Consider the following 25,615-nt stretch of genomic DNA (forward strand, 5'->3'; position numbering starts at 1 on the left):
GACGCTAGACCGGCACAGCGACGAACTGCGCCGGTAGGGTTCCCGCCATGGCGAACGACCCCCGTGCCGGCACCCCCGCGCAGCCCGCCGACCTCGTCGACGTCGAGGCTCTCCTCGCCGCCTACACCGATCGGCATCCCGACCCGTCGGTGGTCGGGCAGCGGGTCGCGTTCGGCACGTCCGGGCATCGCGGCTCGTCGTTCGCCACCACGTTCAACGACGACCACATCGCGGCCACCAGCCAGGCGATCGTCGAGTACCGGGCGGCGCAGGGCACGACGGGTCCGCTGTTCATCGGCCGCGACACGCACGCGCTGTCGGAGCCGGCGTGGCGCACCGCGCTGGAGGTGTTCGCCGCCAACGACGTCACGGTGCTCGTCGACGCGGACAACGGCTTCACGCCCACGCCGGCCGTCTCGCACGCGATCCTGCGGCACAACCGGGGCCGGCAGGACGGGCTCGCCGACGGCGTCGTCGTCACCCCGTCGCACAACCCGCCGTCGGACGGCGGGTTCAAGTACAACCCGCCCAACGGCGGGCCCGCGGACACGGCGGCGACGTCGTGGATCGCCGGCCGCGCCAACGAGCTGCTCGAGGCGAAGCTCGACGGCGTACGCCGCCGGTCGGCCGATCCGGCGTCCTTCGAGGGCTACGACTTCGTCGGCATCTACGTCGACGACCTGCCGAACGTCGTCGACATCGCCGCGATCCGCGACGCCGGCGTGCGCATCGGCGCCGACCCTCTCGGCGGCGCCAGCGTCGCCTACTGGGGCGCGATCGCCGAGCGGCACGGCATCGACCTGACCGTCGTCAACCCGGCCGTCGACCCGCAGTTCGGGTTCATGACGCTCGACTGGGACGGCAAGATCCGCATGGACTGCTCGTCGCCGTACGCGATGGCGTCGCTGGTGGCCGCCCGTGACCGGTTCCCGATCTCCACCGGCAACGACGCCGACGCCGACCGGCACGGCATCGTCACCTCCGACGCCGGGCTCATGAACCCCAACCACTTCCTCGCCGTCGCCATCCAGCACCTGTACTCGCACCGCCCCGGCTGGCCGGGCGGAGCGGGCATCGGCAAGACGGCGGTCAGCTCGTCGATGATCGACCGGGTGGCCGCCGACCTCGGCCGCACCCTCGTCGAGACGCCCGTCGGGTTCAAGTGGTTCGTGCCCGGCCTGCTCGACGGCACCCTCGGCTTCGGCGGCGAGGAGAGCGCGGGCGCGTCGTTCCTGCGCACCGACGGCTCGGTGTGGTCCACCGACAAGGACGGCATCATCCTCGCCCTGCTCGCGTCGGAGATCCTCGCCGTGACGGGGAAGAGCCCGTCGCAGCACTACGCGGCGCTCACCGAGCGGTTCGGGGCGCCCGCCTACGCCCGCATCGACGTCGCCACCACCCCGGAGGCGAAGGCGAAGCTGGGCAAGCTCTCCGCCTCCGACGTCACCGCCGACGAGCTGGCCGGCGAGAAGATCACCGCCCGGCTCACCGAAGCCCCGGGCAACGGCGCCGCGCTGGGCGGGCTGAAGGTCACCACCGAGAGCGGCTGGTTCGCCGCCCGCCCGTCCGGCACGGAGGACGTGTACAAGGTCTACGCGGAGAGCTTCCAGGGACCGGAGCACCTCGCCCGGATCCAGGAGGAGGCGCAAGCCGTGGTGGCGGCCGCGCTCGCCTGACCGACTTCGCAGACCGTCGACCGTCCTCGCAGAGGTTCCACCTCCTGCGAGGACACCCGAACGTCTGCGAGGTCGGGGAGGTTGTCCACAACTTCGCCGAATCGCGTCCCCGCTCGGCACTCTGTGCTGTGGGTTGTCCTCATGGGACAGCGGGTGTGGTTGCGTCAGGAGTTGTTGGCCGCGGGGTTCTCCGTCGACGAGGTGCGGCGGGGACGGCAACGGGGGGCGATCGTCGCCGTCCGGCGCGGGGCGTACGTCGGGGCGGGTGAGGATCCGCCGGACGACCTCGACACCCACCGGTTGCGGATCGAGGCGGCCGTGCGTCAGCTCGGGACCGGTGCGGTGGTCAGCCACGTGTCGGCTGCCGTGCTGCACGGGCTGCCGGTCTGGGGGCTGTCGTTGGACCGGGTGCACGCCACCCGGGACCGCAGCTCCGGAGCCCGTACGGGACGGGACGTCCACCTGCACGCGGCCGCGTTCGACGCCGACGAGATCACGACCGTCGGCGGGGTGCTCGTGACCTGCCCGGCCCGGACCGTCGTCGACATCGCCCGGTCCGCGCCGTTCGACGTCGCCGTCGCGGTGGCCGACGCGGCGCTGCACCGCCCGCGCGATCGGCCGCCGCTGGTCACCGCCGACGAGCTCGCCGTCGCCGTCGCCCGCTCGGCTCGCCGGCCCGGCACCACGGCGGCCCGGCGCGCGATCGCGTTCGCCGACGGGCGCAGCGAGAGCGTCGGCGAGTCGCGCAGCCGGGTCGCGATCGACATGGCGGGCCTGCCCGCCCCGGTGCTGCAGTGGGAGGTGCAGACGAGCATCGGGCTGTGCCGCGTCGACTTCTACTGGCCGGAGCACCGCCTGGCCGGGGAGTTCGACGGTCGGGTCAAGTACGGGCGGCTGCTGAAGCCGGGCCAGCATCCCGGCGACGCGGTGTACGCGGAGAAACGCCGCGAGGACGCGCTGCGCGCGGAGCACATGGGCGTGACGCGCTGGGGCTGGCCGGACATCCCAGCCTTCACGGTCGCCCTGGGTGCGAAGCTGGCACCTCGCAGAGGGTAGGGCATCCTCGCAGGAGGTCGAACCTCTGCGAGGACACCTCAACCTCTGCGAGGTGCCACCGCTCGCGCGTACCGCTCTGCCAGCTTCTGCACCTCCGCCGCCAGTTCGAGTGCCTCGGCCACGGAGAAGTCCAGGTCGAGCATGCTGAGGTAGCGCAGCATCGTCGCGGGGTCGTCGGCGCCGGACTCCAGGTCGCAGGACCCGTCGTCGACCGCGGTGAGCGTGCCGGCGGTGCGGGGGAGGCGGGCGGCGACGACCTCGATCGGCGCGTGGATGCGCACGCGGGCGCGGTACTCCCAGGTCGCGGTCGCCGCGCCGTGGGTGACGTGCTCGGTGAGCCCCTCCGGCGGTGGCGGCCGCGGCACGAACCGGGGGCCGGTGGGGATGCGCGGGGTCATGCGGTCGACCCGGAAGGTCTGCCACTCGGCGGCGTCCAGGTCGTAGGCCACGAAGTACCAGCGGCCGCCGAGGTGGGCGAGCCGGTAGGGCTCGACGGTGCGCCGCGTCGTCGCCCCGGAGTTGGACGCGTAGTCGAACCGGAGTCGTTCGTGGTCGCGGCACACCGCGACCAGCCCGGTGAGCACCGACGGGTCGACTGCCGGCGCCGCCATCGGGCCCTCGCCGGCGATGGCGACGGTGTAGCTCTGCATGGCGTTGATGCGCCGGCGCAGCCGCGACGGCAGCATCATCTCGAGCTTGGCCAGCGCGCGGACCGACGTCTCCTCCATGCCCGTGACCGCGCCGCCGGCCGCGGTGCGCAGCCCGACGGCGACCGCGACGGCTTCCTCGTCGTCGAGCAGCAGCGGGGGGAGCGTGGCGCCGGGACCCAGCGCGTACCCGCCGCCGACGCCCGGCGTGGCGTTGACGGGGTAGCCCAGCTCGCGGAGGCGCTCGACGTCGTTGCGGACCGTCCGCGGGGTCACGCCCAGCTCCGCTGCCAGCGCGGTGCCCGTCCAGTGCTGCTGGGTCTGGAGCAGCGACAGCAGCTGCAGCAGCCGGGTCGAGGTCGCCAACACGTCCGCAGGCTAACGCGGAACGATCTGTGCCGCTATTGCTCCTAGAGTTCTACCCATGACGAACACGGAGATCCGCCCCTTCCGCATCGACGTCCCGCAGGTCGACCTCGACGACCTGCAGGCCCGCCTCGCGAACACCCGCTGGCCGCGGGAGCTGCCCGGTCTGGGCTGGAGCCGCGGGGTGCCGACCGCCTACCTGCGCCGGATCGCGGAGTACTGGCAGCAGACCTTCGACTGGCGGGCCGCGGAGGCGCAGCTGAACGAGCTGCCCCAGTTCGTCACGGAGATCGACGGGCAGGAGATCCACTTCGTGCACGTCCGCTCGGCGGAGCCCACGGCCCGGCCGCTGCTGATGGTGCACGGGTGGCCCAGCTCGTTCGTCGAGTTCACGAAGATCGTCGGCCCGCTCACCGACCCGGTCGCGCACGGCGGCCGCGCCGAGGACGCGGTGCACCTGGTGCTCCCGTCGATCCCCGGGTTCGGGTTCTCACCGCTGTCGGGGCCTGGCTGGGGCAACCTGTTCACGATCGCCGGCGGCTTCGCCGAGATCATGACCCGGCTCGGCTACGACCGGTTCCTCGCCCAGGGCACCGACGTCGGCTCCGGCATCGTCGGCATGCTGCCGATGGTGGCGCCGGGCCGCGTCATCGCGACGCACGTCAACGGGCCCAGCCCGTACCCGTTCGGCCCGGCGCTGTCGCTGGACGGGCTGGAGGGCGGTGAGCGCGACCGGGCCGAGCGGTTCAACACCTTCCGCGAGGACGGCGCCGGCTACCTGCACATCCAGGCGACCCGTCCGCAGACGATCGGCTACGGCCTCACCGACTCGCCCGTGGCGCAGCTGGCGTGGATCGTGGAGAAGTTCGCCGAGTGGACCGACCCGAAGAACGAGCTGCCGGAGGACGCCGTCGACCTCGACCAGCTGCTCACCAACGTGAGCATCTACTGGTTCAACCAGGTCGGCGTCTCGGCCGCGCACTCGCTGTACGAGGGCATGCAGGCGTACAAGGCGTTCGCGCAGCCGGCCGAGGACCAGTCATGGGACGCCGGCGCCGGTGGGTGGGAGCCGCCGCCCGCGCCGCCGTCCGCGGTGGCCGTGTTCGCCGCCGACCTGACGGTGCGCCGCGAGGTCGACCCGACCGGCGCGCACGCCCGCTGGACCGAGTACGACCGCGGCGGCCACTTCCCGGCCATGGAGGTGCCGGAGCTGCTGGTGGCGGACATGCAGGAGTTCTTCCGGGCGCAGTAGGGCGGGCCGGCCGATGACAGCAAGGCCACCTTCAGGACGGATTCGGTCCTGGAGGTGGCCTTGCCGACGTTCAGCGGGGAACCGTCTCCCTTGCCGCCGGCTCCCACCCGGGTGGGCCGAAGACGTATCCGAGCCTCTCCCGCCACGTCCGGGCGCTGCGCACGTCCTTCACGATCCGCGCGTACTCCCCGTACTGGAGCTTGAGCAGGTTGTACGTGTCGACGGGCTTGGTGAGCCCGTAGCGCGGCCGGTGCAGCTCCTCCTGGAACGAGCCGAAGAGCCGGTCCCAGACGATGAGGATGCCGCCGTAGTTCTTGTCGAGGTACTCGGGGTCGCTGCCGTGGTGCACGCGGTGGTGCGAGGGCGTGTTGAACACGAGCTCGATGGGCGCGGGGAGCTTGCCGACGGTCTCGGTGTGGATGAAGAACTGGTAGATCAGGTTGAACGAGAACGCGATGTAGATCATCCACGGCGGGAAGCCCAGCAGCGGCAGCGGCAGCCAGAACAGCGCCTCCGTCCACGGGTTCCACTTCTGCCGCAGGGCCGTGCCGAAGTTGAAGTACTCGCTGGAGTGGTGGGCCTGGTGGCCGGCCCAGCCGAGGCGCACGCGGTGGGCGAAGCGGTGGGCGCAGTACCACCCGAGGTCGACGAGCACGAGCATGGCCGCCCAGCTCCACCAGGTGTCGGCGGGGAGTTTCCAGGGCACGAGCTGCCACAGCGCCACGTACACGACGAGGGTGGCCAGCTTGAAGATCACCATCGAGACGAGCGATCCGAGGCCCATGGAGATGCTCGTGCGGGCGTCGCGGAACAGGTAGCCGCGGGGCCGCTCGTCCTCGGGGGAGTCGTCGTGGGCGAGGGTGAGCACCTCGATGCCGATGAACAGCAGGAAGAACGGCAGCGCGACGAGCAGTGGGACGTTGATCTCGGCCCAGAACGGCGCATCCATGCCGGTGAAGTTACCCGCGGGTCACTTCGTGGTCAATGCCGGTAGCCCCATCGCGGCGAGGATCCGGGCGCAGCGCGCCGGCATGCCGGCCGCCGGCTCGTCGGGGTGGTCGAGCCACCAGCGCACCGTGGCCGTGACGGCGTACTGCCACATCTGGCTGAACAGCTCGCGGTCGCGCACGTCGTGATTCCCGGCTGCGGCCAGCACCGCGGCGGTGCCCAGGTCGCCGAGCCGCGACAGCCGGGCGCGGTACTCGCGGGCGGCGTCGAGCGCGGGGCCTGCGGGCAGCGTCGGGTCGTTGAGCACCGACCAGGCCTGCGGGCAGTCGTCGAGCACGGTGAAGATCGCGGTCAGGGTCTGCAGCGCGCGCCCGCCCGCCGTGGTCGCCACCTGTGCCGCGTCGACCGCGTCGGCGAGGCGGGCGCCGGCGTCGTGCACGCAGGCGAGCGCCAGCCCCTCCTTGGAGCCGAAGTAGCTGTACACCAGCGGTTTCGAGACGCCCGCGGCGTGCGCGACGTCGACGACGGAGGCTCGCAGGTAGCCACGCGCCCCGAACTCCGCGACGGCCAGAGCGACGAGCTGGCGTTCCCGCTCCGGCCGGGCCACGCCCTTCGTACCGCTCCTCGTCACCTGCGCGACGCTACCCGCCGGCCGGTCAACCCCGCCGGGCGCGCGCGTGGCAGTCCACCCGCGGACCGGTCGCGCCGACCGCCCGGCGAGGGCCGGCGACGGCCGGCCCGCCGGTGGTGGACAGCGCCCAGAGCGCGAGGTCGCGGTGGGTGTCGTCCTCGGCGCGCCGCAGGAAGCGCATGATCTCGCTGGCCGCGCCGCGGCGGGGGCGCGCGGCCACCCACGCGGCCAGCTCCGCCTCCGCGACCTCGGCGCGCAGCGGTGCGGTGCGCACGCACACGTACTCGATGTCCTCGGCCGCCATCTCGCCGGCCAGCGGAGCGATCTCGCCCTGCTCGATCAGCATCTCCCGCACCGCCCAGATGCCGATCGGGGTGAGCGACACCAGCGTCGGGTCGGGGTCGTCGCGCCCGGCCAGCGCCACGAGCGCCTCGTGCTCCTCGAGCACGTCGAGGCTCTCGCCCAGCTCGACGGCGCCCAGGAGCTCCAGCGCATCGAGCAGGGCGGTGACGTCGCGCCGCCACAACCGCTGCTCGACGTCGCCGGCGAGGTCGTCGACGACGCAGCCCATGTCCTCGTTGACGGACTCGCGCACGGCCCGGTGGAACTGCTCGACGGGCACCGGGTCGCCCCCGGCGCTGTAGAGCAGGGTGAGCAGGAGCTGCAGCGCGTCGCCCAGCGCCATGCCGAACAGCGACGGCGCCCCGAACACGTTGGTGCCGCCGAAGTGGTCGCCGAGACCGCCGACGGCCGTGAACACGCGTTGCCACAGCTCGATCGGGCGCGAGAGCAGCGGCGCGGCGCTCTTCACCGGCACGAGCCGCCCGCGCACCACCCGGACCAGCCGGGCCTGCCGCGCCCAGTCGAGCAGCAGCGACACCTCGGGCAGGTCCTCGCTGGTGCGGGCCCGGCCGCGGGAGAAGTGGTCGACGTCGAGCAGCTCGGCCACCGCGCGGGCGTCCTCGAGCAGCAGCCGCCCGTTGCGCAGCGCCCGGCCGGCGCGCACCCAGCGGGTGAACGCGCGCAGCCGCTGCAGGGCCGGGCTGGCGTCGGCGGCGGCCAGCAGCTCCGCGGCGCCGGGCAGCACGACCGGCGGGAACGCCGCGGGCGCCGGCTCCGGCGGCGCGGACTGGCGGCGCATGATCTCCTGCAACGCAGACCGGTCGATCTCCACCTCGCCGGCGTCGACCTGGGCCAGGAACTTCGCGACGGCGACGGGGTCGGCGGTCGGCACCCGGTGGCGCAGCATCTGCACGGCCCAGAACGTGCCGAGGTCGAGGTTGCGCTCGTCGGCGAGCGCGTCGTGCAGTGCAGGGGTGGAGTCGACGATCTGCGCGTGCAGCTCCTCGGGGGCCGCGGAGCGCGAGTCGAGCCAGTCGTGCTCGGCGAGGAACCCGATCACCGCGTGCAGCGCGGCGGGCACCGCGGCCCGATCTTCCTCGAGCAGCGCGACCGTGCGCGGGAACCACACGGCCATCGCGTCGGCGATGTGCGCGCGGGTCCAGTGCCCGAGCCGGCCGTCGACGGCGTGCTTGTGATCGAGTGCGGCTGCGACCAGCGAAGGTTCGACGAGCTCGCCCCGCCTGCGAGCCCACGCGACGATCTTCAGGCGCAGCCGATCGCGGGCAGACGAGTACCCGCTGAGGTCTTCTGAGTCGTAGACGAGTCGCACCGCGGGCCAGCTTCCCAGCCCCGTACCGGCCCCCGGGAACGGGGGTGGATCACCGTCCGTCGCGGCGCCTGCGCGCCGTGTAGACCACCGCCGGGGGCACGTTCCGCCACACCGTTCGTCCTATCTCGACCTGGGCGAAGTGCCGTCGCAGATCAGCCAGCTGGGCCCGCGCGGGAGGCGCCCAGTGGCGGGTCCAGGAGTAGGCGAACTGGGTGAACGCGCCTTCCGGGGCGAGGGCCCGGCCGATCGCAGCGTGCAACGGAACCACACCGGTGTAAGCCGCCCACGGCAGCCCCGACACGACCGCGTCGGCGGGCGGCACCCGCCGGTCGGCCAGGATGTCGTCGAGCTCGCGGACGTCGCCCCGCACGACCTCGACGTGCGGGAACCGCTCCTGCAGCAACGTCGCCCACTCGGGGTGCAGCTCGATCGCGATGTGCCGCCCGCGGCCAGCCGTGCGGGCCGCGATCGCTGCGGTGAACGCGCCGGTGCCGGGCCCCAGCTCGACGACGGTCGGCGCGCCGTCGACGGGCACCGTGGCGGTCATCGCGGCGGCGAGCGCCGGGGAGCTGGGGGCCACAGCCGCGGTGTGCAAGGGGTCGCGGATGAACTCTCGGAGGAATCTGCCGGTGTCGACCAGGCGATCAGCCACGGACCCTGACGGTAGCGTGCGCGGCATGCGCGCGGTGCAGGTTGTGACGTTGGACGGTCCGAAGTCGGTCGAGGTGCGTGACGTCGCCGCGCCGGATCCGGGCGACCGGGTGCTCGTGGACGTGCGGGCGGCGGGGCTGAACTTCCCCGACGTGCTGCAGACCCGCGGCCTCTACCAGTACAAGCCGGACCCGCCGTTCACGATCGGCTCGGAGGTCGCCGGGGTGGTCGCCGCCGCCCCGGAGTCCGCGTCGGTGCGTCCTGGCGACCGGGTCGCGGCGTTCTGCACCATCGGCGGGGCCGCGGAGCAGGTCGCGGTGCCGGCGGACCTGGTGTTCCCGCTCCCGGACGAGGTGGCGTTCACCGCGGCGGCTGCGCTCCCGATGAACTACCTGACCGCGCACTTCGCGCTGGTCACGCGCGGCCACCTGGAGGCGGGGCAGACGGTGCTGGTGCACGGCGCCGCCGGCGGGGTCGGCACGGCGGTCACCCAGCTCGCCACCGCGCTCGGCGCGCGGGTGATCGCCGTCGTCTCGTCCGACGCGAAGGCCGCGGTCGCGCGCGCCGCGGGCGCGTCGGACGCCGTGCCCGTCGAAGGGTTCAAGGACGCGGTGAAGGCGCTGACCGGGGGCCGCGGTGTGAACCTCGTCGTCGACCCGGTCGGCGGCGACCGCTTCACCGACTCGCTGCGCAGCCTCGCCCCGCTGGGCCGGCTGCTGGTCATCGGCTTCACCGCAGGCGAGATCCCCACGGTGAAGGTCAACCGGCTGCTGCTCAACAACATCGACGTGGTCGGGGTCGGCTGGGGCGCGTTCTCGCTGGCTCGCCCCGGGTTCGTCGCCGAGCAGTGGGCCCAGCTGCTGCCGCACCTGACGCTGCTGGACCCACCGATCGACGCCGTGTTCCCGCTCGAGCGCGCCGGCGAGGCACTGACGCGCATCGACGAGCGCCAGGTCCTCGGCAAGGTCGTGCTCGAGGTCTGACCGCTACCCGGGGGCGTCGCGCTTCGCGGCGTGGTCCTCCGGCTTCACGTTGATGATGAACTTCCCGTCGTGCGCGGTGGTGCCGTACTCCACCGCCTGCTCGACGGCGGCGACGGCGCGGTCGTCGCGACGGGTGATCGGGTCGTTCCGCAGGTCCTTGGCGAGCGCGACGCACAACGCGATCATGACCAGCGCGAACGGTGCCGCCATGATGATCGTGATGTTCTGGATGCCGTTGAGGGCCGCATCGCCGCCGACGAGCAGCATGATGACGGCGATGGCACCCATCACGGTGCCCCAGAACACCACCACCCAGCGGGACGGTTCGATCGAACCGCGCTGCGACAGGGTGCCCATGACGATCGACGCGGCGTCGGCGCCGGAGACGAAGAAGATCGCCACCAGGATCATCGCGACGACGCTGAGCAGGCCGCCGAGCGGGTAGGTGTGCAGCAGCCCGAACAGCTGCCCCTCGGTGCCGGCCGAGGCCAGGTCGGTGCCGGTGCGCTGGCGGTCGATGGCCGCGCCGCCGAAGACGGCGAACCAGATCAGGCTCACCGCGCTGGGGATCAGCATGACGCCGACGACGAACTGCTTGATCGAGCGGCCACGGCTGATGCGCGCGATGAACATGCCGACGAACGGCGTCCAGGAGATCCACCACGCCCAGTAGAAGACGGTCCAGCCGGAGAGCCACTCGGCCATGCCGTCGCCGCCGGTGGCCGCGGTGCGGGCGGACATCTGCGCGAGGTCGCGGAAGTAGTCGCCGATCGCGGTCGGGATGAGGTTGAGGATCAGGATCGTCGGTCCGACGACGAACACGAAGACGGCGAGCACGGCGGCCAGCACCATGTTGATGTTGGACAGCCACTGGATGCCCTTCGCGACCCCGGTCACCGCGGAGAGGATGAACGCGATCGTCAGCACCACGATGATCAGCACGAGGATGCTCTGCGGCAGGCCCGTGATGCCGTTGGCGGCGAGCCCGCCGCCGATCTGCAGCGCGCCGAGGCCCAGCGAGGCGGCCGAGCCGAACAGCGTCGCGAAGATCGCCAGGATGTCGACGGCGCGCCCGAACGTGCCTTCTGTCCCCTTGTGGCCCAGCAGCGGGGCGAACGCGGAGCTGATCAGCTGCCGGCGGCCGCGGCGGAACGTGGAGTAGGCGATCGCGAGCCCGACCACCGCGTAGATCGCCCACGGGTGCAGGGTCCAGTGGAACAGCGTGGTGGCCATCGCGACGTCGAGCGCCTCGGGTGAGCCCTTCGCCACGGTGCCCGGCGGTGGCGACGTGAAGTGCGACAGCGGCTCGGCGACGCCGAAGAACATCAGCCCGATGCCCATGCCGGCGCTGAACATCATCGCGATCCACGACGACGTGCGGAACTCCGGTGCCTCGTCGTCGCGGCCGAGCGGGATCTTGCCGTAGCGGCTGAACGCCACCCACAGCGCGAACACGACGAACCCGCTCGCGGCGAGCACGAAGGCCCACCCGCCGCCGTCCATCACGCCGGCGAGCACGGCCTTGGCGACGGCCGCGAGGTTGTCCGTCGCGAGCATTCCCCAGGCGATGAACACGAGCACGAGCACGGCGGAGACGCCGAACACCCACCTGTCGAGGGCATGGGTCTGCTCGGCCGATCCGGTCTTGTCGACGTCGGGTTCGGGCCGGGCGGACGGCCCTACTGCCGGTTCCTGGAGCGTCATGCGCAACACAGTGCGCAACTGCGTGACGGCCGTCAATTCGGAGCACCGGTCGGAACCGTGCTGTTACCAGCGCAGGGTCACGGAACCGGAACCGCCGACCACACGCCCGTGGCAGCGGTCTCCCGGACGTAGTCGGCGAAGTCGCGCGGCGGACGTCCCAGTGCCCGCGCCACGCCGTCGGTCGGGTGCACGTTCCGCCCGTCGAGCACCTCGAGGAAGAGGTGGCGCAGCAGCCAGAGGGTGTCGGCCGGCACCTGGTCGGCCGCGGCCGCGAGGTACTCGTCGGCCGACACCTGCACGAACTCGACGGGGCGCCCGGCCGCTTCGGCGATCTCCGCCACCGCCTGGGCGAAGGTCAGCGCACGCGGTCCCGTCACCTCGTGGAGCTCGCCCGCGTGCCGGCGGTCGACCAGTGCGGCGGTCGCGATCTCGGCGATGTCGTCGGTGTCGACGAACGGCTCCGGGACGTCCCCGACGGGCAGCGCGACCGTCCCGTCGAGCACCGGCTGGAGCAGGTGGCCCTCGCTGAAGTTCTGGTTGAACCACGACGCCCGCACCACGGTGGCGGCCGGGAACGCGGCCCGCACGGCCTGTTCGGCGGCCTGGGCGCCGGGCTCGCCGCGCCCCGACAGCAGCACGAGGCGCGCGACCCCGGCCCGGTTCGCGGCCGCGGCGAGCGCGCCGGTGGCCTCGGCGGAACCGGGCACGGCGAGGTCGGGGTGGTAGGAGACGTAGACGGCGTCGACGCCGGCGAGCACGGCGTCCCAGGTGGCGGTGTCCGCCCAGTCGAAGGGGACCGCGGCGGAGCGCGAGCCGGGGCGCACCCGGTGACCTCCGCTGATGAGGCGGTCGGTGATGCGCCGTCCGGTCTTGCCGGTGGCGCCGAGGACGAGGATGTGCTGGCTCATGGCGACGATTGAAGCGCCGCGCGTCGAGACGGTGAATGATTCAGCCGCGCAGCTCCATCATTCATCGTCTACCTCGATCAGGTGCTGCCGTCTACGATTTCTGCATGGACGAGATCGGCGGCCTGCTCGACGGTCCGCGCGCCCGGGGCGCGTTCCTGCTGCGCATGGTGATGGAGCCGCCGTGGTCGCTGCACATCCGCGACGAGGTGCCGCTGGCGACGGTCGCGGTGATGCGCGGCGAGGCGTTCATGAGCTACGCCGACGGGCGCGTCGTCGAGCTGCGCGAGGGCGACCTCGCGATCACCGTCGGCGTGCAGGACTACCTGATCGCCGACACCGCCGGCCGGCCCGCCGACGCCGTGATCTGGCCCAACGGCCGCTGCACCAGCGTGACCGGCGAGCCGGTGCCGACGAACACGTTCTTCGGCGTCCGCACGTGGGGCAACGACGCGAGCGGCAGCACCGAGGTCCTCGTCGGCAACTACCTGAGCACCAGCACGCTCGGCGGCCGGTTGCTGGCCGGGTTGCCGTCGCTGCTCGTCCTGCCCGGGTTCGGCGCCGACTCGTCGGTGCTGGCGATGCTCGCGCAGGAGATCAGCAAGGACCGGCCTGGTCAGGACGTCGTGCTCGACCGGCTGCTGGACCTGCTGCTGGTGACGGCACTGCGCACGTGGTTCGACCGGCCGGAGGCGCAGGTCCCCGGGTGGTACGCGGCGGTCGGTGACCCGGTCGTCGGCCCGGCGCTGCGGGCGATGCAGGCAGAGCCCGAGCGCAGCTGGACGGTCGCCGCGCTGGCCGCGCAGGCCCAGGTGTCGCGGGCGGCGCTGGCCCGCCGGTTCACCGAGCTGGTCGGCGAGCCGCCGATGACGTTCCTCGCCGGGCGCCGTCTCGCCATGGCCGCCGACCTGCTCCGCGACACCGACGCGACGTTGGACGCGGTGGCCCGGCGCGTCGGGTACGGCAGCGGGTTCGCGCTCTCCACCGCGTTCAAGCGGGTGCACGGGATCAGTCCGCGTGAGCACCGTGCGGCGCCGGCGATGGTGGCGGCGGGCGGCTGAGCAATTGTCGGGAATGGTGTTTCCGAACTGCGCGTGATCTTCTGATCACCTGAGGTGAGCAGGCCGTTCCCGCTTCTTTCGGTATCCATCGAAGAAGTGGCGAAATGTGCACGGGATGCACCACGATGGCGCGCGCCGAGAACGCTCCCCGCTGGCTCGGCCTCGCTGTCATCCATCGAATTGAGGCATTGGTGCACGTCAAGAGATTGTTGGTGGCCGCAGCCGCGGCGATGCTCCCGATCGTGGTGGTCACCCCCGTCGCCGCTGCGGCCCCGGCCGCGCCAACGGTGTCCCGCGGCGTCCTGCCCCCCGGCGCGACGCTGGCCCCCGACGACCAGGTCCGCTCCAACAACGGGCAGTACACCCTCGTCATGCAGCAGGACGGCAACCTCGTCCTCTACGCCAAGCCGGACAAGGCGATCTGGGACTCGCGCACCCAGGGCTCCGGCCTGCGCGCCGTGATGCAGCAGGACGGCAACCTCGTCGTCTACACGCCGGACGACAAGCCGCTGTACGACACCGCCACCGGCGGGCACCCCGGAGCCAAGCTCGCCGTGCAGGACGACGGCAACCTCGTGATCTACGGCAAGGGCGGCGACGTGCTGTGGGGGCGGCAGCTGACCTGGGGCAGGGCGCGTTCCGGCGACGTGCTGGAGCCCGCGAGGATCATCCGCTCGGCCAACCAGAAGTGCTTCCTCGCCATGCAGGAGGACGGCAACCTCGTCCTCTACCGGACCCGCGACAAGAAGGCGTTGTGGGACTCGCGCACCGGCGGCAACCCGGGCGCGCGGGCGCAGATGCAGGGCGACGGCAACCTCGTGGTCGTGTCGAGCGGGCCGGCGTTCCGGCCGCTGTGGGACTCGGCGACCGGCGGCAAGCCGGGCGCCTGGCTCGCGGTGCAGGACGACTGCAACCTGGTCGTCTACTCGTCGAACAACAAGCCGCTCTGGGACAGCGGCACCGGCGGCAAGGGCTGACGCTCACCCCGGTTGCCGGCCGGCCACCCGCTCCAGCAGCGGGGTGAGGCGGTGGGGCACGAGTGTGCGCATCACCAGGGAGGTGGTGGTGCGCTGCACGCCGTCGATGGCGAGCAGGCGGCCCGCGACCCGGTAGAGGTCGTCGCCGTCGCGCGCGGCGACCTGCACGAGCAGGTCCGTCTCGCCGGAGATGCCCAGCACCTCGATGACCTCCGGCACCTCCGCCAGCTCGGCGGCCACGTCGTCGAGCCGCCGCTGGCGCAGCACCATCGTCACGTACGCGGTGATGGGGTAGCCCAGCTCGGCCGGGTCGAGGCGCAGCTGGACCGCCGAGAGGTCGAGGCGGGCCAGGCGGGCCTGCACGGTGTTGCGGGAGATCCCCAGCCGTTCGGCGAGCGCCAGCGCGGACGCGCGCGGGTCCTGCGCGAGGGCCAGGAGCAGTCGGGCGTCGGTCGCGTCCACGTTGCGCAGTCTGCCTGTCCACGGGCCGAAGGTGGGCGATCGGGATGGGCAGAGTGCACGGTCGGATCCGCCGAGGTTGTGCAGTCCGCCCCGTGGTGCTGCAGTGGTCGCCGCATCACGACGGATGGAGGTACGCGGTGATCGGGACGTCGCCGGCCACGCTGCAGGAGATCGAGCAGCGGGTCCTCTGGCTCGCCACGGCGATCGTGCACCACGCGAACCGGGTGCGACCCAACCCGGAGGGTCTCAAGGTCGGTGGGCACCAGGCGTCCAGCGCGTCGATGACGACGATCATGACAGCGCTGTGGTTCGAGCACCTGCGCGCGGGCGACCGGGTGTCGGTGAAGCCGCACGCCTCGCCCGTCCTGCACGCGATCAACTACCTGCTGGGCGAGCTGGACGGGCGCTACCTGACCACGCTGCGCGCGTTCGGTGGCCTGCAGAGCTACCCGAGCCGGGCCAAGGACCCCGACCCCGTCGACTACTCGACCGGTTCGGTCGGCATCGGCGCCACCGCCCCGATCTGGGGCGCGCTGGCCCGCCGGTACGTCCGGGCGGGGGAGGGACGGCAGTACTCCCTGGTCGGCGACGCGGAGCTGGACGAGGGCGCGGTGTGGGAGGCCGTGCTCGACCCGATGGTGGCCGAGCTGGGGGAGGTCTGCTGGATCGTCGACCTCAACCGGCAGTCGCTGGACCGGGTCGTGCCCAACATCGGCGCCACCCGCCTGCAGGGCATGTTCGACGCCGCGGGCTGGCAGGTGCTGACCGTCAAGTACGGGCGGCTGCTGGAGAAGCTGTTCACGCTGCCCGGTGGGCCGGCGCTGCGCCGGCGCATCGACGAGATGCCCAACCCCGAGTACCAGCGGCTGCTGCGCTGCACCGCCGCCGAGCTGCGCGTCCGCGTGCCGGACTCGCCGGAGCTCGCGGCGCTCGTCGAGGGGCTGGACGACGACACGCTGGTCGCGGCGATCCGCAACCTCGGCGGCCACGACCTCGACGCGCTCGGCGACGCGTTCGCCGCCATCGACGACACGCGCCCCACCGTGATCTTCGCGTACACCGTGAAGGGGCACGGGCTGGCCACCGAGGGGCACCCGCAGAACCACTCGTCGCTGCTCACGGCCGACCAGCTCGGCGAGCTGGCCACCCGGGTCGGAGCCGACGTGGACGAGCCGTGGGCGCGGTTCCCCGAGGACTCCGACGCCGCTCGGCTGTGCGCCGAGGTGGCCGCGCGGCTGCGCCGGGAGCCGGTGCCCGCCCCTCCGGTGGTGACCGTCCCGACCGACTTCGGGCGGACGCCGGGCGGCACCGCCACCACCCAGGCGGCGCTGGGCCGGGCGCTGCTGGACCTGACGCGCTCGGCGCCCGACGCGGCCCGGCGCGTGGTCACCCTGTGCCCGGACGTGTCCAGCTCCACCAACCTCGGCGGGTGGGTGAACAAGGTGGGGGTGTGGTCGGCGCGCGAGCGGGTCGACTGGTTCGCCGACGACCCGGAGACGATCCTGCACTGGCGCGAACGGCCCGACGGCCAGCACCTGGAGCTCGGCATCGCGGAGACCAACCTGGTCGGGCTGCTCGGCGAGCTGGGCGCCACGTGGAGCCGCTGGGGCGAACCGCTGCTGCCGATCGGGGTGCTCTACGACCCGTTCGTCGAGCGCGCGCTGGAGCCGTGGTCGTTCGGCATCTACGCGGGCGGGCAGTCGATCCTGGTCGGGACGCCGTCCGGGGTCTCGCTCGCCCCCGAGGGCGGCGCGCACCAGTCGATCTCGACGCCGTCCGTGGGCCTGGAGCAGCCCGGATGCACCGCCTACGAGCCCGCGTTCGCGATCGAGGTGGAGTGGACGCTGCTCGCCGCGCTCGCGCAGCTCGGCCGGCCGGACGGCACGTCGGCGTACCTGCGGCTGTCCACCCGGCCCGTCGACCAGTCGCTGGCGGCGGTGCCCGCCGACCCGGCGGCACGGGAACGGCGCCGGCGCCAGGTCGTGGCCGGGGCCTACCCGCTGCGCCGCAGCCCGGGCCGACCGGACGTGACGATCGCCGCCATGGGCGCGATGGTGCCCGAGGCGCTTGCGGCGGCGGACCGCCTGGCCGCGCAGGACGTCGCCGCCGACGTCGTGTGCGTGACCAGCCCCGGACTGGTGTTCGACGCCGTGCAGGCCAGGGCCGGCCGCGCGTCGGCCGACAGCTGGGTGCTGGAGGCCGCGTTCCCGGCGCGGCGCGCCGCCCCGCTCGTCACGGTGCTGGACGGGCACCCGCACACGCTGGCGTTCCTCGCCGGCATCAACCAGGTACGGGCCACGCACCTCGGGGTGCACCGGTTCGGGCAGTCGGGCGGGCTCGCCGACGTGCACCGCCACCACGGCATCGACGCGGACTCCGTGGTCGCGGCGGCCCTCGACCTGCGCTGATCGGTCAGGTGGTCGGCGGGTCCTCCGGGTCGATGCGCTCGGCGAGGAACTGCTCGACCTCGGCGCCCAGCTCCTCGGCGCTGGGCAGCTCCCCGCCCAGGCCGAACACGCTGCGGTCGCCGCGGCCGGACGACACCGCGTCGTACTGGCGCTCCAGGGCGTCGACGACCTGGCGGACCTCGTCCGACGCGGCCACCTGCTCGGCGATCTCCTCCTCGGCCTGCCGGGACGCCTCCGCGAGCGGCTCGGTCGGCAGGTACAGCTCGGCGGCCAGGCCGACGTGGTCCAGCAGCACCCGCGCGGCCTGCGGGTACTCCGCGCGCGCCAGGTAGTGCGGCACGTGCACGGCGAAGCCCATCGCGTCGTGCCCGGCCTCGCCGAGCCGGTACTCCATGAGCGCGATCGCGCTGCCCGGCACCTCGGCGCTGGAGAACCACGCCTCGTGGCCCTCGGTCAGCTCCGGCCGGGTGCCGTGGGCGGTGACCCCGATCGGACGGGTGTGCGGCACGGCGAGCGGGATCGCCGACAGGTTGATCACCAGGCGGACGTCGAAGTGGCGCACCACCTGCTCGACGGCCGCGCAGAACCGCTCCCACTGGGTGTCGGGCTCGGGGCCGGACAGCAGCAGGTACTCGTTGCCCGCGGTGTCGGCCATCGCCACGACCTCCAGCTCGGGCGCGGTGTAGCCGGCCCAGTGGTCGGTGTCGAAGCGCAGCGCCGGTCGCCGCGAGCGGTAGTCGACGAGCTGGTCGACGTCGAAGCGCGCGACCGTGCGGGGTTCCTGCCCGATGCGCAGGGCCGCCACACCGAGGCGCGTGGCCGATCCGGCGTCGACGAACCCGTCGAGCGCCACGATGAGCACCGGATCGTCGACGTCGACGTCGGCGATGATCTCGTACAGCCCGGCGGGGTCGAGCACCGTGTCCACTTCCCTTCCTCGCGGCAGCCAACCACGAGACAACGTGCGAGCGCACGCACAGCATTCCGGTCCGCCGCCGTCCTGTGCAGGGTGGGGGAGGGTGCGACCGGGCACACAGCGTGAGACGGCACGCACCGCGTTCCCATCCGCACCGCGCGTCACGCACCATGGACGGGAGATGGGCGCAGGCTGGGGTGTGGATCGGCGGTCCACCGCCGTGTGGGCGGTGGGCCTCACGGCCTACCTGATCGGCATCATGCACCGCACCTCGTTCGGGGTGGCCGGCCTGGACGCGGCGCAGCGGTTCGGCGCCGGCCCGGCGCTGCTGTCCGGGTTCGTGGTGCTGCAGCTGCTGGTCTACGCGGCCCTGCAGGTGCCGGCCGGGGTGCTGCTGGACCGGTTCGGTGCGCGGGCCGTGGTGACCGTCGGCGGGCTGACCATGGCCGCCGGGCAGGTGCTGCTGGGCACGACCACCGAGCTGCCGTTGGCCGTCGCGGCGAGGGTGCTGGTGGGGATCGGCGACGCGTTGACGTTCGTCAGCGTGTTCTCGCTGGTCCCGACGTGGTTCACGGCGCGCCGGGTGCCGCTGATGACCCAGCTGACCGGCCTGATCGGGCAGCTGGGCCAGGTGCTCTCGGCGCTGCCGCTCGCGGCGTTGCTGCACGTCGGCGGCTGGACGGCGGCGTTCGTGTCGGCCGGCGGGGTCGGGGCGTTCGTGGCGCTGACGGCGTGGGCGGTCGTGCGGGACCGGCCGCCGGGTGCGCCGGTGCCGCGGCCGGCCGGCACCGTCGCCCAGGTCGTCGAGGGGATCCGCGCGTCGTGGCGCGAGCCGGGCACCCGGTTGGGGCTGTGGAGCCACATGGGCACGCAGTTCTCCGGCGTGGTCTTCGCCCTGCTGTGGGGTGTGCCGTACCTGGTGGCCGGGCAGGGGTTCAGCGCCACGGGCGCCGCGGGCATGCTCACGCTGCTCGTGGGCGTCGGCATCGTGGCCGGTCCGCTGTTCGGGGAGTTCACGGCCCGGCACCCGCTGCGCCGGTCCTGGCTCGTGATCACGGTGATCGTGGCGACGGCGGCGGTCTGGACGGTCGTGCTGCTGGTGCCACCGCCCGCCCCGGTGTGGCTGCTCGTCCTGCTGGTGATCGTGCTGGCCACGGGCGGGCCCGGCTCCATGATCGGGTTCGACTTCGCGCGCACCTTCAACCCGGCCCACCGTGGCGGCACGGCCGTCGGGATCGTCAACATCGGCGGGTTCACCGCGTCGCTGCTCACGGCGTTCGCGATGGGTGCGGTGCTGGGCGTGGTCGCACCGGCGGGGTACACGCCCGAGTCGTTCCGGCTCGCCTGGACGGTGCAGTACGTCTGGTGGGCCGTCGCGATCGTCGGGGTGCTGCTGGCTCGGCGCAAGGCGCGCCGGAAGATGGCGGAGGACGGGGTGGTCGTCCCGCCGCTGCGGGAGGTGCTGGACCGCCGACGGGGACCTCGCCGCGTCACCCGATAGTGAAAACCGTTATCGTCAGCGCATGCGCATCGCCTTCGTCGGCAAGGGCGGCAGCGGCAAGACCACCTCGGCCGCCGTGTTCGCCCGCTGCCTCGCCGCGTCCGGCCACCGGGTGGTGGCCGTCGACGCCGACATCAACCAGCACCTCGGTGCGGCGCTGGGCCACGACGGGCCGCCGCCGCGCGCCATGGGCACCGACCTCGCCTGGCTGAAGGACCACCTGCGCGGTACCAACCCGCGCATCCCCGCGCTCGACACCATGATCAAGACGACGCCGCCGGGGCGCGGCTCCCGGCTCGTCGACCTCGATCCCGAGGGCGAGCTGCTGCGCCGCTACGCCGCGCCGGGCGAGGTGCCCTACGTCGTGACCGGCGAGTTCGCCGAGTCCGACATCGGGGTGTCCTGCTACCACTCCAAGACCGGCGCCGTGGAGCTGTGGCTCAACCACCTCCTCGACGGCCCCGGCGAGTACGTCGTCGTCGACATGACCGCGGGCGCCGACGCGTTCGCGTCCGGTCTGTTCACCCGCTTCGACCTCACGGTGCTGGTCAGCGAGCCGACCCGGCGCGGCGTCGGGGTCTACCGGCAGTACGCCCAGCACGCCGCCGACTTCGGGGTCGCGCTGCGCGTGCTCGGCAACAAGATCACCGACCCGTCGGACGAGCAGTGGCTGCGCAACGAGGTCGACAGACTCAATCCAGGCGCGCTCGTCGGCTGCGTCTCGCAGTCGGTGTGGGTGCGCGCCGCCGAACGCGGATCCGTCGCGCCCGTCGCGGAGCTGGAACCGGAGAACCTGGCCGCGTTCGCCGCGGTGCGCGCCGCCCTCGACGCGCAGGTGCGGGACCACGCGGCCTACCACCGCGACACCGTCGCCTTCCACCTGCGCAACGCCGCCGCGTGGGGCAACCGCTCCACCGGCACCGACCTGGCCGACCAGGTCGACCCCGAGTTCGCGTATCCCGTTCCCGTCAGCTGATCGGAGTCCACCGTGTCGCTCGATGTCCCCGCCGCCGTCCTCGCCTCCGCCGAGCGCGGCGAGCTGACCGACGAGCAGTTCCTCTCCGTCGTCCGCGACTCGCTGCCCTACGCGTGGGAGGTCGTGTCCGCGGCCGCCGCCGACGGCGAGCACGCCGTGCCTCCGCCGTCCGAGGCGCATCGCGGCCAGCTGCTGCGCGCACTGGCCAGCACGTCCATCCGCACGGCGCTGGAGCGGCACTTCGGCGTGGCACTGGCCTTCCAGAACTGCCACAAGGTCGCCGCCTTCCCCCTCGACGAGGTCGGCGGCGCGGCCCACCGCAGGTTCATCAGCCCGCGGGAGCAGATCCTGAACCAGACCCCGGAGCTGCGGGACTGCTGAGGGTCCAGAACGGCGGCGAGGCCACCTCCAGGACGGGATCCGTCGTGGAGGTGGCCTTGCTGTCACGCGGGGTCGGTCACTCCGCCAGCAGGCGGTAGATGGCCTTGCGGGCCTCGGTGATCGACTCGGACGCCGTGGCGATCTGCTCCGGCGTGCCGGTGGCTGCGACCTGCTGCGCGGCGGCGGCCAGCTGGTGCAGCTGCTCGAAGAGCGCGCGGGCACCGTCGTCGTCGGAGTCGTCCGTGGCCGACTCCCAGACCTTGTCGAGCTCCTCGCGGTGCTCGGCGACGTAGGTCGTGCCGGCCTCGGTCAGGCTGACGACCCGACGGCCCTCGGCCTTCTCGACGGCGACGAGGCCCTCGTCCTCCAGCTGGGACAGCGTGGGGTAGACGGAGCCGGGGCTGGGCCGCCAGGCGCCACCGGAGCGCTCGGCGATCTCCTGGATGATCTCGTAGCCGTGGCGCGGCTGCTCGGCCACGAGGGCGAGCACGGCCAGGCGGATGTCACCGCGGGCGGTGCGCCGGCCACGCCGGCCGCGTCCACGGCCACGCGGGCCGAACGGGCCGGGGCCGCCGAAGCCGGGGCCGAAGCCCGGCCCGAAACCGGGGCCGAAGCCGCCGCGGCGGCGGGCGTGGCGCAGGTGCTCCTTGCGCGGGTCGGCGTCGTCACCGTCGTCGACGTCGGCGTGGATGTGGGCGGCCGCGGCCATGGGGCCGAACGGCGGGCCGCCGCGGAAGCGGCGACGCATGCGGGGGCCGAATCCGGGCCCGAACTGGGGGCCGAATCCGGGCTGGTCGAAGGCGGGGTTCGCGTTCATGGTGGTGATCTCCTGATCGGTCGTGGTGAGCCTCCTGCCGGTTGGCATCGAGTAGCTCGTGTGCCATCACGATATATCGCGATTGTTCGCGTCGACAATGTGACGCCGGTCACGTCCGCTGCCGTTCCGCTCATCGGAACGCGGCGGTTCCGATCGACGTCCGGCGCGGCGACCATCGCTGCATGAGCCCAGGAGAAGCGGTCCCGGCGGCCATCGTCGGACCGGGCAACATCGGTACCGACCTGCTGGCGAAGCTCGAGCGCAGCCCGCTGGTCGACGTCCGGTACGTCGTCGGCGTCGTCGAGTCGGACGGGCTGGCGCGGGCCCGCGACAAGGGCATCGCGGCCTCGGCGGAGGGTGTCGACTGGCTGCTGCGCCAGGACCCGCTGCCCGAGATCGTCTTCGAGGCCACCTCGGCCAAGGCGCACATCGCGAACGCACCGCGCTACGCCGAGGCCGGTATCCAGGCCGTCGACCTGACCCCGGCGCACCTCGGCCCGATGGTGTGCCCGCCGGTCAACCTGCGCGAGCACATCGACGCACCGAACGTCTCGATGATCACCTGCGGTGGCCAGGCCACCATCCCGATGGTGCACGCGGTCTCGCGGGTCACGCCGGTGCCGTACGCGGAGATCGTCGCGTCGGTGGCGTCGCGGTCGGCCGGCCCGGGCACCCGCGCCAACATCGACGAGTTCACCCACACCACGTCGCGCGCGGTGGCGGAGGTCGGCGGGTCCGAGCGCGGCAAGGCGATCATCATCCTGAACCCCGTCGAGCCGCCGATGATCATGCGCGACACCGTGTTCTGCATGATCGCCCCGGACGCCGACCGCGAGCGGATCAGCGCCTCGATCCACGACATGGTGCTCGAGGTGCAGGAGTACGTGCCCGGTTACACGCTGCGTGCCGAGCCGCAGTTCGACGAGCCGCGCGAGTCGTGGGGCGGCAACGCCCGGGTCGCGGTGTTCCTGGAGGTGAAGGGCAACGGCGACTACCTGCCCCCGTACGCCGGCAACCTCGACATCATGACCGCCGCCGCGGCCCGGGTCGGCGAGCTGATGGCTGCGAAGAAGCTGGAGGTGCCCGCATGAGCGAGCTTGCGAGCGAATCATCGGTCCAGAGGAGGCCGGAGCTCGCCCACGACATCCGTCTGATCGACACGACCCTGCGCGACGGCAGCCACGCCATGGCGCACCAGTTCACGGAGCAGCAGGTGCGCGACACCGTGCGGGCGCTGGACGGCGCGGGAGTCGAGGTCATCGAGGTGACCCACGGCGACGGGCTGGGCGGCAGCTCGTTCAACTACGGGTTCAGCCACACCGACGAGATGCGCCTGATCGCCGCGGCCCGTGAGGAGGCCCGGCAGGCGAAGATCGCGGTGCTGCTGGTGCCGGGCATCGGCACCGTGGAGGACCTGAAGAAGGCGCGCGACGCCGGCGCCGACATGGTGCGGGTGGCCACCCACTGCACCGAGGCCGACGTCTCCCCGCAGCACTTCGGCGCGGCGCGCGACCTGGGCATGGAGACCGCCGGGTTCCTGATGATGGCGCATCGCACGCCGCCGGAGGACCTGGCGAAGCAGGCCCGGATCATGGTCGACGCCGGCTGCCAGGCCGCGTACGTCACCGACTCGGCCGGCGCGCTGCTCATGCACGAGGCGAAGGCGCGCTTCGAGGCGCTGGTCGCCGAGGTGGGGGACGAGGCGTGGGTCGGCTACCACGGCCACCAGAACATGAGCCTCGGCGTCGCGAACTCGGTGCTCGCGTACGAGGCGGGCGTCCGCTACATCGACGGGTCGCTGTGCGCGCTCGGTGCCGGCTCCGGCAACTCGCCGACCGAGGTGCTGGCGGCGGTGTTCGACCGGCTCGGCGTCGACACCGGCGTCGACGTGCTCGGCCTGCTCGCCGCCGCCGAGGACGTCGTGCGCCCGTACCTGCCGCGGTGGCCGAAGATGGACCGCAACGCCATCGTGCAGGGCTGGGCAGGCGTCTACTCGTCGTTCCTGCTCCACGCGGAGATCGCCGCCGAGCGGTACAAGGTGCCGGCCCACGAGATCCTGCGTCGCTGCGGCGAGATCGGCCTGGTCGGGGGCCAGGAGGACATGATCATCGACGTGGCCATCCAGCTCGCCGCGGCGGGGGAGCAGGCCTGATGGAGACGTTCGGGCACGTCATCGACGGCGTGGAGCGCGCGTCGCTGGACGGGGCGCGGTTCGACTCGGTCGACCCGTACACGCAGGAGGCGTGGGCGTCGGTCGCGCTCGGCGGCGCGCCCGAGGCCGACCTCGCCGTGGCCGCGGCGCGCAGGGCGTTCGACGAGGGTCCGTGGCCGCGGATGGGCTTCGCCGAGCGCGGCGCGCTCATCCACCGGCTGGCCGACCTGATCGTCGAGCACACGGACGAGCTGGCCATGGCCGACACCCGCGACATGGGCAAGCCCGTGAGCGACGCGAAGGGCAAGGACGTCCCGCGGACCGCGCAGAACTTCCGGTTCTTCGCCGACCACGCCCGGCTCGCCACCGCCGAGACCCTGCCCATGGACACCGGCCACCACGCGTACACCCGGTACGAGCCGGCCGGCGTCGTCGCCGCGATCGCGCCGTGGAACTTCCCGCTGATGCTGGAGAGCTGGAAGGTCGCGCCCGCGCTGGCCTGGGGCAACACGGTGGTGCTGAAGCCCGCCGAGGACACGCCCGCCTCGGCGACGATCCTCGCCCGGCTCGCGCTGGAGGCCGGCATCCCGCCCGGCGTCCTGAACGTGCTGCACGGGTACGGGCCCGACTCGGCCGGTTCCGCGCTCACCGAGGACCCGCGCGTCGACCGGATCACGTTCACCGGCGAGTCCGGCACCGGCCGCATCATCACCGGTGCGGCGGCGCGCAACCTCACACCCGTCAGCCTCGAGCTGGGCGGCAAGGGTGCCAACCTGGTGTTCGCCGACGCCGACCTCGACGTGGCCGTCGACTGGTCGATCAAGGCGATCTTCACCAACGCCGGGCAGGTGTGCCTCGCCGGTTCGCGGCTGTACGTCGAGCGTCCGATCCTGGACGAGTTCCTGGCCCGGTTCGTCGCGGCGGCCGAGGCGTTGGTGCTGGGCGACCCGAAGGACCCCGGCACGCAGGTCGGGCCGCTCGCCTCGGAGACCCACTACCGCAAGGTGCGCGGCTACGTCGACGCGCCGGCCGGGAAGGTGCTCACCGGTGGCCTCGGCGACGGCTGGTTCGTGAAGCCGACCGTGGTCGTGGACGCCCCGGCCGACTCGGCGATCCAGTGCGAGGAGATCTTCGGGCCGGTCGTCACGGTGACCCCGTTCGACACCGAGGGCGAGGCCGTCGGGGCCGCGAACGACAGCCGCTACGGGCTCAACGCGATGGTGTTCACCGAGAACCTCTCGCGCGCGCACCGGGTGTCGGCGCAGCTGCGGGCCGGCACGATCTGGACGAACTGCTTCTTCGTGCGCGACCTGCGGGCCCCGTTCGGCGGGTTCGGCGACTCGGGCTGGGGCCGCGAGGGCGGCACGTTCAGCCGGGAGTTCTTCACCGAACCGAAGGCGGTGGTGATGGCGATCGCCTGACCCGCCCGGGTGGCGATGATCACCCATAGCGGCGACGGGCGTCGCCCCGTGC

Annotated in this window: 23 protein-coding genes; 13 read left to right on the forward strand and 10 right to left on the reverse strand. The window is 72.9% G+C overall.

What is annotated here, in order from left to right; all coding sequences use genetic code 11:
* The first annotated feature begins 47 nt into the window (after positions 1 to 47).
* Both pgm and ACQEVB_RS37685 read left to right on the forward strand, forming a co-directional pair.
* On the forward strand, positions 48 to 1,676 hold the full coding sequence (pgm, locus tag ACQEVB_RS37680; protein WP_432983595.1) for a phosphoglucomutase (alpha-D-glucose-1,6-bisphosphate-dependent): 1,629 nt from the start codon (positions 48 to 50) through the stop codon (positions 1,674 to 1,676).
* A 141-nt stretch (positions 1,677 to 1,817) separates the two neighbouring features.
* Positions 1,818 to 2,732 carry a hypothetical protein gene (locus tag ACQEVB_RS37685; RefSeq protein WP_432983598.1) on the forward strand — a complete coding sequence of 305 codons (915 nt, stop codon included), beginning with the start codon at positions 1,818 to 1,820 and terminating at the stop codon, positions 2,730 to 2,732.
* Positions 2,733 to 2,770: 38 nt separating this feature from the next.
* Here the strand turns inward: ACQEVB_RS37685 and ACQEVB_RS37690 are convergent, their stop codons facing one another.
* Positions 2,771 to 3,748: a helix-turn-helix transcriptional regulator gene (locus ACQEVB_RS37690; protein ID WP_432983601.1), complete on the reverse strand. Its 978-nt coding sequence runs from the start codon at positions 3,746 to 3,748 to the stop codon at positions 2,771 to 2,773.
* A gap of 55 nt (positions 3,749 to 3,803) precedes the next feature.
* On the opposite strand from ACQEVB_RS37690, the gene ACQEVB_RS37695 reads away from it, so the two are divergent.
* On the forward strand, positions 3,804 to 4,997 hold the full coding sequence (locus ACQEVB_RS37695) for an epoxide hydrolase family protein (RefSeq protein WP_432983604.1): 1,194 nt from the start codon (positions 3,804 to 3,806) through the stop codon (positions 4,995 to 4,997).
* Between the two features lie 70 nt (positions 4,998 to 5,067).
* Here the strand turns inward: ACQEVB_RS37695 and ACQEVB_RS37700 are convergent, their stop codons facing one another.
* Genes ACQEVB_RS37700 through ACQEVB_RS37715 form a run of 4 tightly spaced genes read right to left on the reverse strand, consistent with a single transcriptional unit; the run spans position 5,068 to position 8,900 of the window.
* Positions 5,068 to 5,946, reverse strand: a complete 879-nt coding sequence (locus ACQEVB_RS37700; RefSeq protein ID WP_432983607.1) for a sterol desaturase family protein — start codon at positions 5,944 to 5,946, stop codon at positions 5,068 to 5,070.
* A 21-nt stretch (positions 5,947 to 5,967) separates the two neighbouring features.
* Positions 5,968 to 6,576: a TetR/AcrR family transcriptional regulator gene (locus ACQEVB_RS37705; protein ID WP_432983610.1), complete on the reverse strand. Its 609-nt coding sequence runs from the start codon at positions 6,574 to 6,576 to the stop codon at positions 5,968 to 5,970.
* Positions 6,577 to 6,601: 25 nt separating this feature from the next.
* Positions 6,602 to 8,248: a hypothetical protein gene (locus tag ACQEVB_RS37710; RefSeq protein ID WP_432983613.1), complete on the reverse strand. Its 1,647-nt coding sequence runs from the start codon at positions 8,246 to 8,248 to the stop codon at positions 6,602 to 6,604.
* Positions 8,249 to 8,297: 49 nt separating this feature from the next.
* On the reverse strand, positions 8,298 to 8,900 hold the full coding sequence (locus ACQEVB_RS37715; protein ID WP_432983616.1) for a class I SAM-dependent methyltransferase: 603 nt from the start codon (positions 8,898 to 8,900) through the stop codon (positions 8,298 to 8,300).
* Between the two features lie 25 nt (positions 8,901 to 8,925).
* Here ACQEVB_RS37715 and ACQEVB_RS37720 point away from each other — a divergent pair, with 25 nt between their 5' ends.
* Entirely contained in the window at positions 8,926 to 9,882 is a 957-nt protein-coding gene (locus tag ACQEVB_RS37720) for an NADPH:quinone oxidoreductase family protein (RefSeq protein ID WP_432983619.1), read from the forward strand.
* A gap of 3 nt (positions 9,883 to 9,885) precedes the next feature.
* Here the strand turns inward: ACQEVB_RS37720 and ACQEVB_RS37725 are convergent, their stop codons facing one another.
* Both ACQEVB_RS37725 and ACQEVB_RS37730 read right to left on the reverse strand, forming a co-directional pair.
* The gene (locus ACQEVB_RS37725) at positions 9,886 to 11,586 is read right to left on the reverse strand and encodes a BCCT family transporter (RefSeq protein ID WP_432983622.1); all 1,701 of its coding nucleotides are present in this window, start codon (positions 11,584 to 11,586) and stop codon (positions 9,886 to 9,888) included.
* A 77-nt stretch (positions 11,587 to 11,663) separates the two neighbouring features.
* Entirely contained in the window at positions 11,664 to 12,494 is an 831-nt protein-coding gene (locus tag ACQEVB_RS37730; protein WP_432983625.1) for an SDR family oxidoreductase, read from the reverse strand.
* 104 nt (positions 12,495 to 12,598) lie between these two features.
* Here ACQEVB_RS37730 and ACQEVB_RS37735 point away from each other — a divergent pair, with 104 nt between their 5' ends.
* Together ACQEVB_RS37735 and ACQEVB_RS37740 are read left to right on the forward strand one after the other, a co-directional pair.
* A complete protein-coding gene (locus ACQEVB_RS37735) occupies positions 12,599 to 13,552 on the forward strand; it encodes an AraC family transcriptional regulator (protein ID WP_432983628.1) in 954 nt (317 codons plus the stop codon).
* A gap of 125 nt (positions 13,553 to 13,677) precedes the next feature.
* Entirely contained in the window at positions 13,678 to 14,529 is an 852-nt protein-coding gene (locus ACQEVB_RS37740; RefSeq protein WP_432983631.1) for a hypothetical protein, read from the forward strand.
* Positions 14,530 to 14,532: 3 nt separating this feature from the next.
* On the opposite strand, the gene ACQEVB_RS37745 is transcribed toward ACQEVB_RS37740, so the two are convergent.
* A complete protein-coding gene (locus ACQEVB_RS37745) occupies positions 14,533 to 14,991 on the reverse strand; it encodes an Lrp/AsnC family transcriptional regulator (RefSeq protein ID WP_432983634.1) in 459 nt (152 codons plus the stop codon).
* A gap of 137 nt (positions 14,992 to 15,128) precedes the next feature.
* On the opposite strand from ACQEVB_RS37745, the gene ACQEVB_RS37750 reads away from it, so the two are divergent.
* Positions 15,129 to 17,399 (forward strand): transketolase-like TK C-terminal-containing protein, encoded by a 2,271-nt coding sequence (locus tag ACQEVB_RS37750; protein WP_432983637.1) that lies wholly within the window; start codon positions 15,129 to 15,131, stop codon positions 17,397 to 17,399.
* Between the two features lie 4 nt (positions 17,400 to 17,403).
* Here ACQEVB_RS37750 and ACQEVB_RS37755 read toward each other — a convergent pair whose 3' ends face one another.
* A complete protein-coding gene (locus ACQEVB_RS37755) occupies positions 17,404 to 18,318 on the reverse strand; it encodes a proteasome assembly chaperone family protein (RefSeq protein ID WP_432985499.1) in 915 nt (304 codons plus the stop codon).
* A gap of 178 nt (positions 18,319 to 18,496) precedes the next feature.
* Here ACQEVB_RS37755 and ACQEVB_RS37760 point away from each other — a divergent pair, with 178 nt between their 5' ends.
* Genes ACQEVB_RS37760 through ACQEVB_RS37770 form a run of 3 tightly spaced genes read left to right on the forward strand, consistent with a single transcriptional unit; the run spans position 18,497 to position 21,173 of the window.
* Positions 18,497 to 19,816: an MFS transporter gene (locus ACQEVB_RS37760; protein WP_432983640.1), complete on the forward strand. Its 1,320-nt coding sequence runs from the start codon at positions 18,497 to 18,499 to the stop codon at positions 19,814 to 19,816.
* A 22-nt stretch (positions 19,817 to 19,838) separates the two neighbouring features.
* The gene (locus tag ACQEVB_RS37765; protein WP_432983643.1) at positions 19,839 to 20,792 is read left to right on the forward strand and encodes an AAA family ATPase; all 954 of its coding nucleotides are present in this window, start codon (positions 19,839 to 19,841) and stop codon (positions 20,790 to 20,792) included.
* A 12-nt stretch (positions 20,793 to 20,804) separates the two neighbouring features.
* Positions 20,805 to 21,173: an SCO5389 family protein gene (locus ACQEVB_RS37770; RefSeq protein ID WP_432983646.1), complete on the forward strand. Its 369-nt coding sequence runs from the start codon at positions 20,805 to 20,807 to the stop codon at positions 21,171 to 21,173.
* 76 nt (positions 21,174 to 21,249) lie between these two features.
* On the opposite strand, the gene ACQEVB_RS37775 is transcribed toward ACQEVB_RS37770, so the two are convergent.
* Complete coding sequence (locus tag ACQEVB_RS37775; protein WP_432983649.1) at positions 21,250 to 21,990, reverse strand: PadR family transcriptional regulator; 741 nt, start codon at positions 21,988 to 21,990, stop codon at positions 21,250 to 21,252.
* Positions 21,991 to 22,172: 182 nt separating this feature from the next.
* On the opposite strand from ACQEVB_RS37775, the gene ACQEVB_RS37780 reads away from it, so the two are divergent.
* Genes ACQEVB_RS37780 through ACQEVB_RS37790 form a run of 3 tightly spaced genes read left to right on the forward strand, consistent with a single transcriptional unit; the run spans position 22,173 to position 25,563 of the window.
* The gene (locus ACQEVB_RS37780) at positions 22,173 to 23,081 is read left to right on the forward strand and encodes an acetaldehyde dehydrogenase (acetylating) (RefSeq protein WP_432983652.1); all 909 of its coding nucleotides are present in this window, start codon (positions 22,173 to 22,175) and stop codon (positions 23,079 to 23,081) included.
* Positions 23,078 to 24,142, forward strand: a complete 1,065-nt coding sequence (gene dmpG, locus ACQEVB_RS37785; protein WP_432983655.1) for a 4-hydroxy-2-oxovalerate aldolase — start codon at positions 23,078 to 23,080, stop codon at positions 24,140 to 24,142. Before ACQEVB_RS37780 ends, dmpG begins: the two co-directional genes overlap by 4 nt.
* Positions 24,142 to 25,563, forward strand: coding sequence for an aldehyde dehydrogenase (locus ACQEVB_RS37790; RefSeq protein ID WP_432983658.1), 1,422 nt, complete (start codon positions 24,142 to 24,144; stop codon positions 25,561 to 25,563). Before dmpG ends, ACQEVB_RS37790 begins: the two co-directional genes overlap by 1 nt.
* Positions 25,564 to 25,615 lie beyond the last annotated feature (52 nt).

It is taken from the genome of Pseudonocardia sp. CA-107938 (assembly GCF_050936315.1).
Lineage (GTDB): Bacteria > Actinomycetota > Actinomycetes > Mycobacteriales > Pseudonocardiaceae > Pseudonocardia.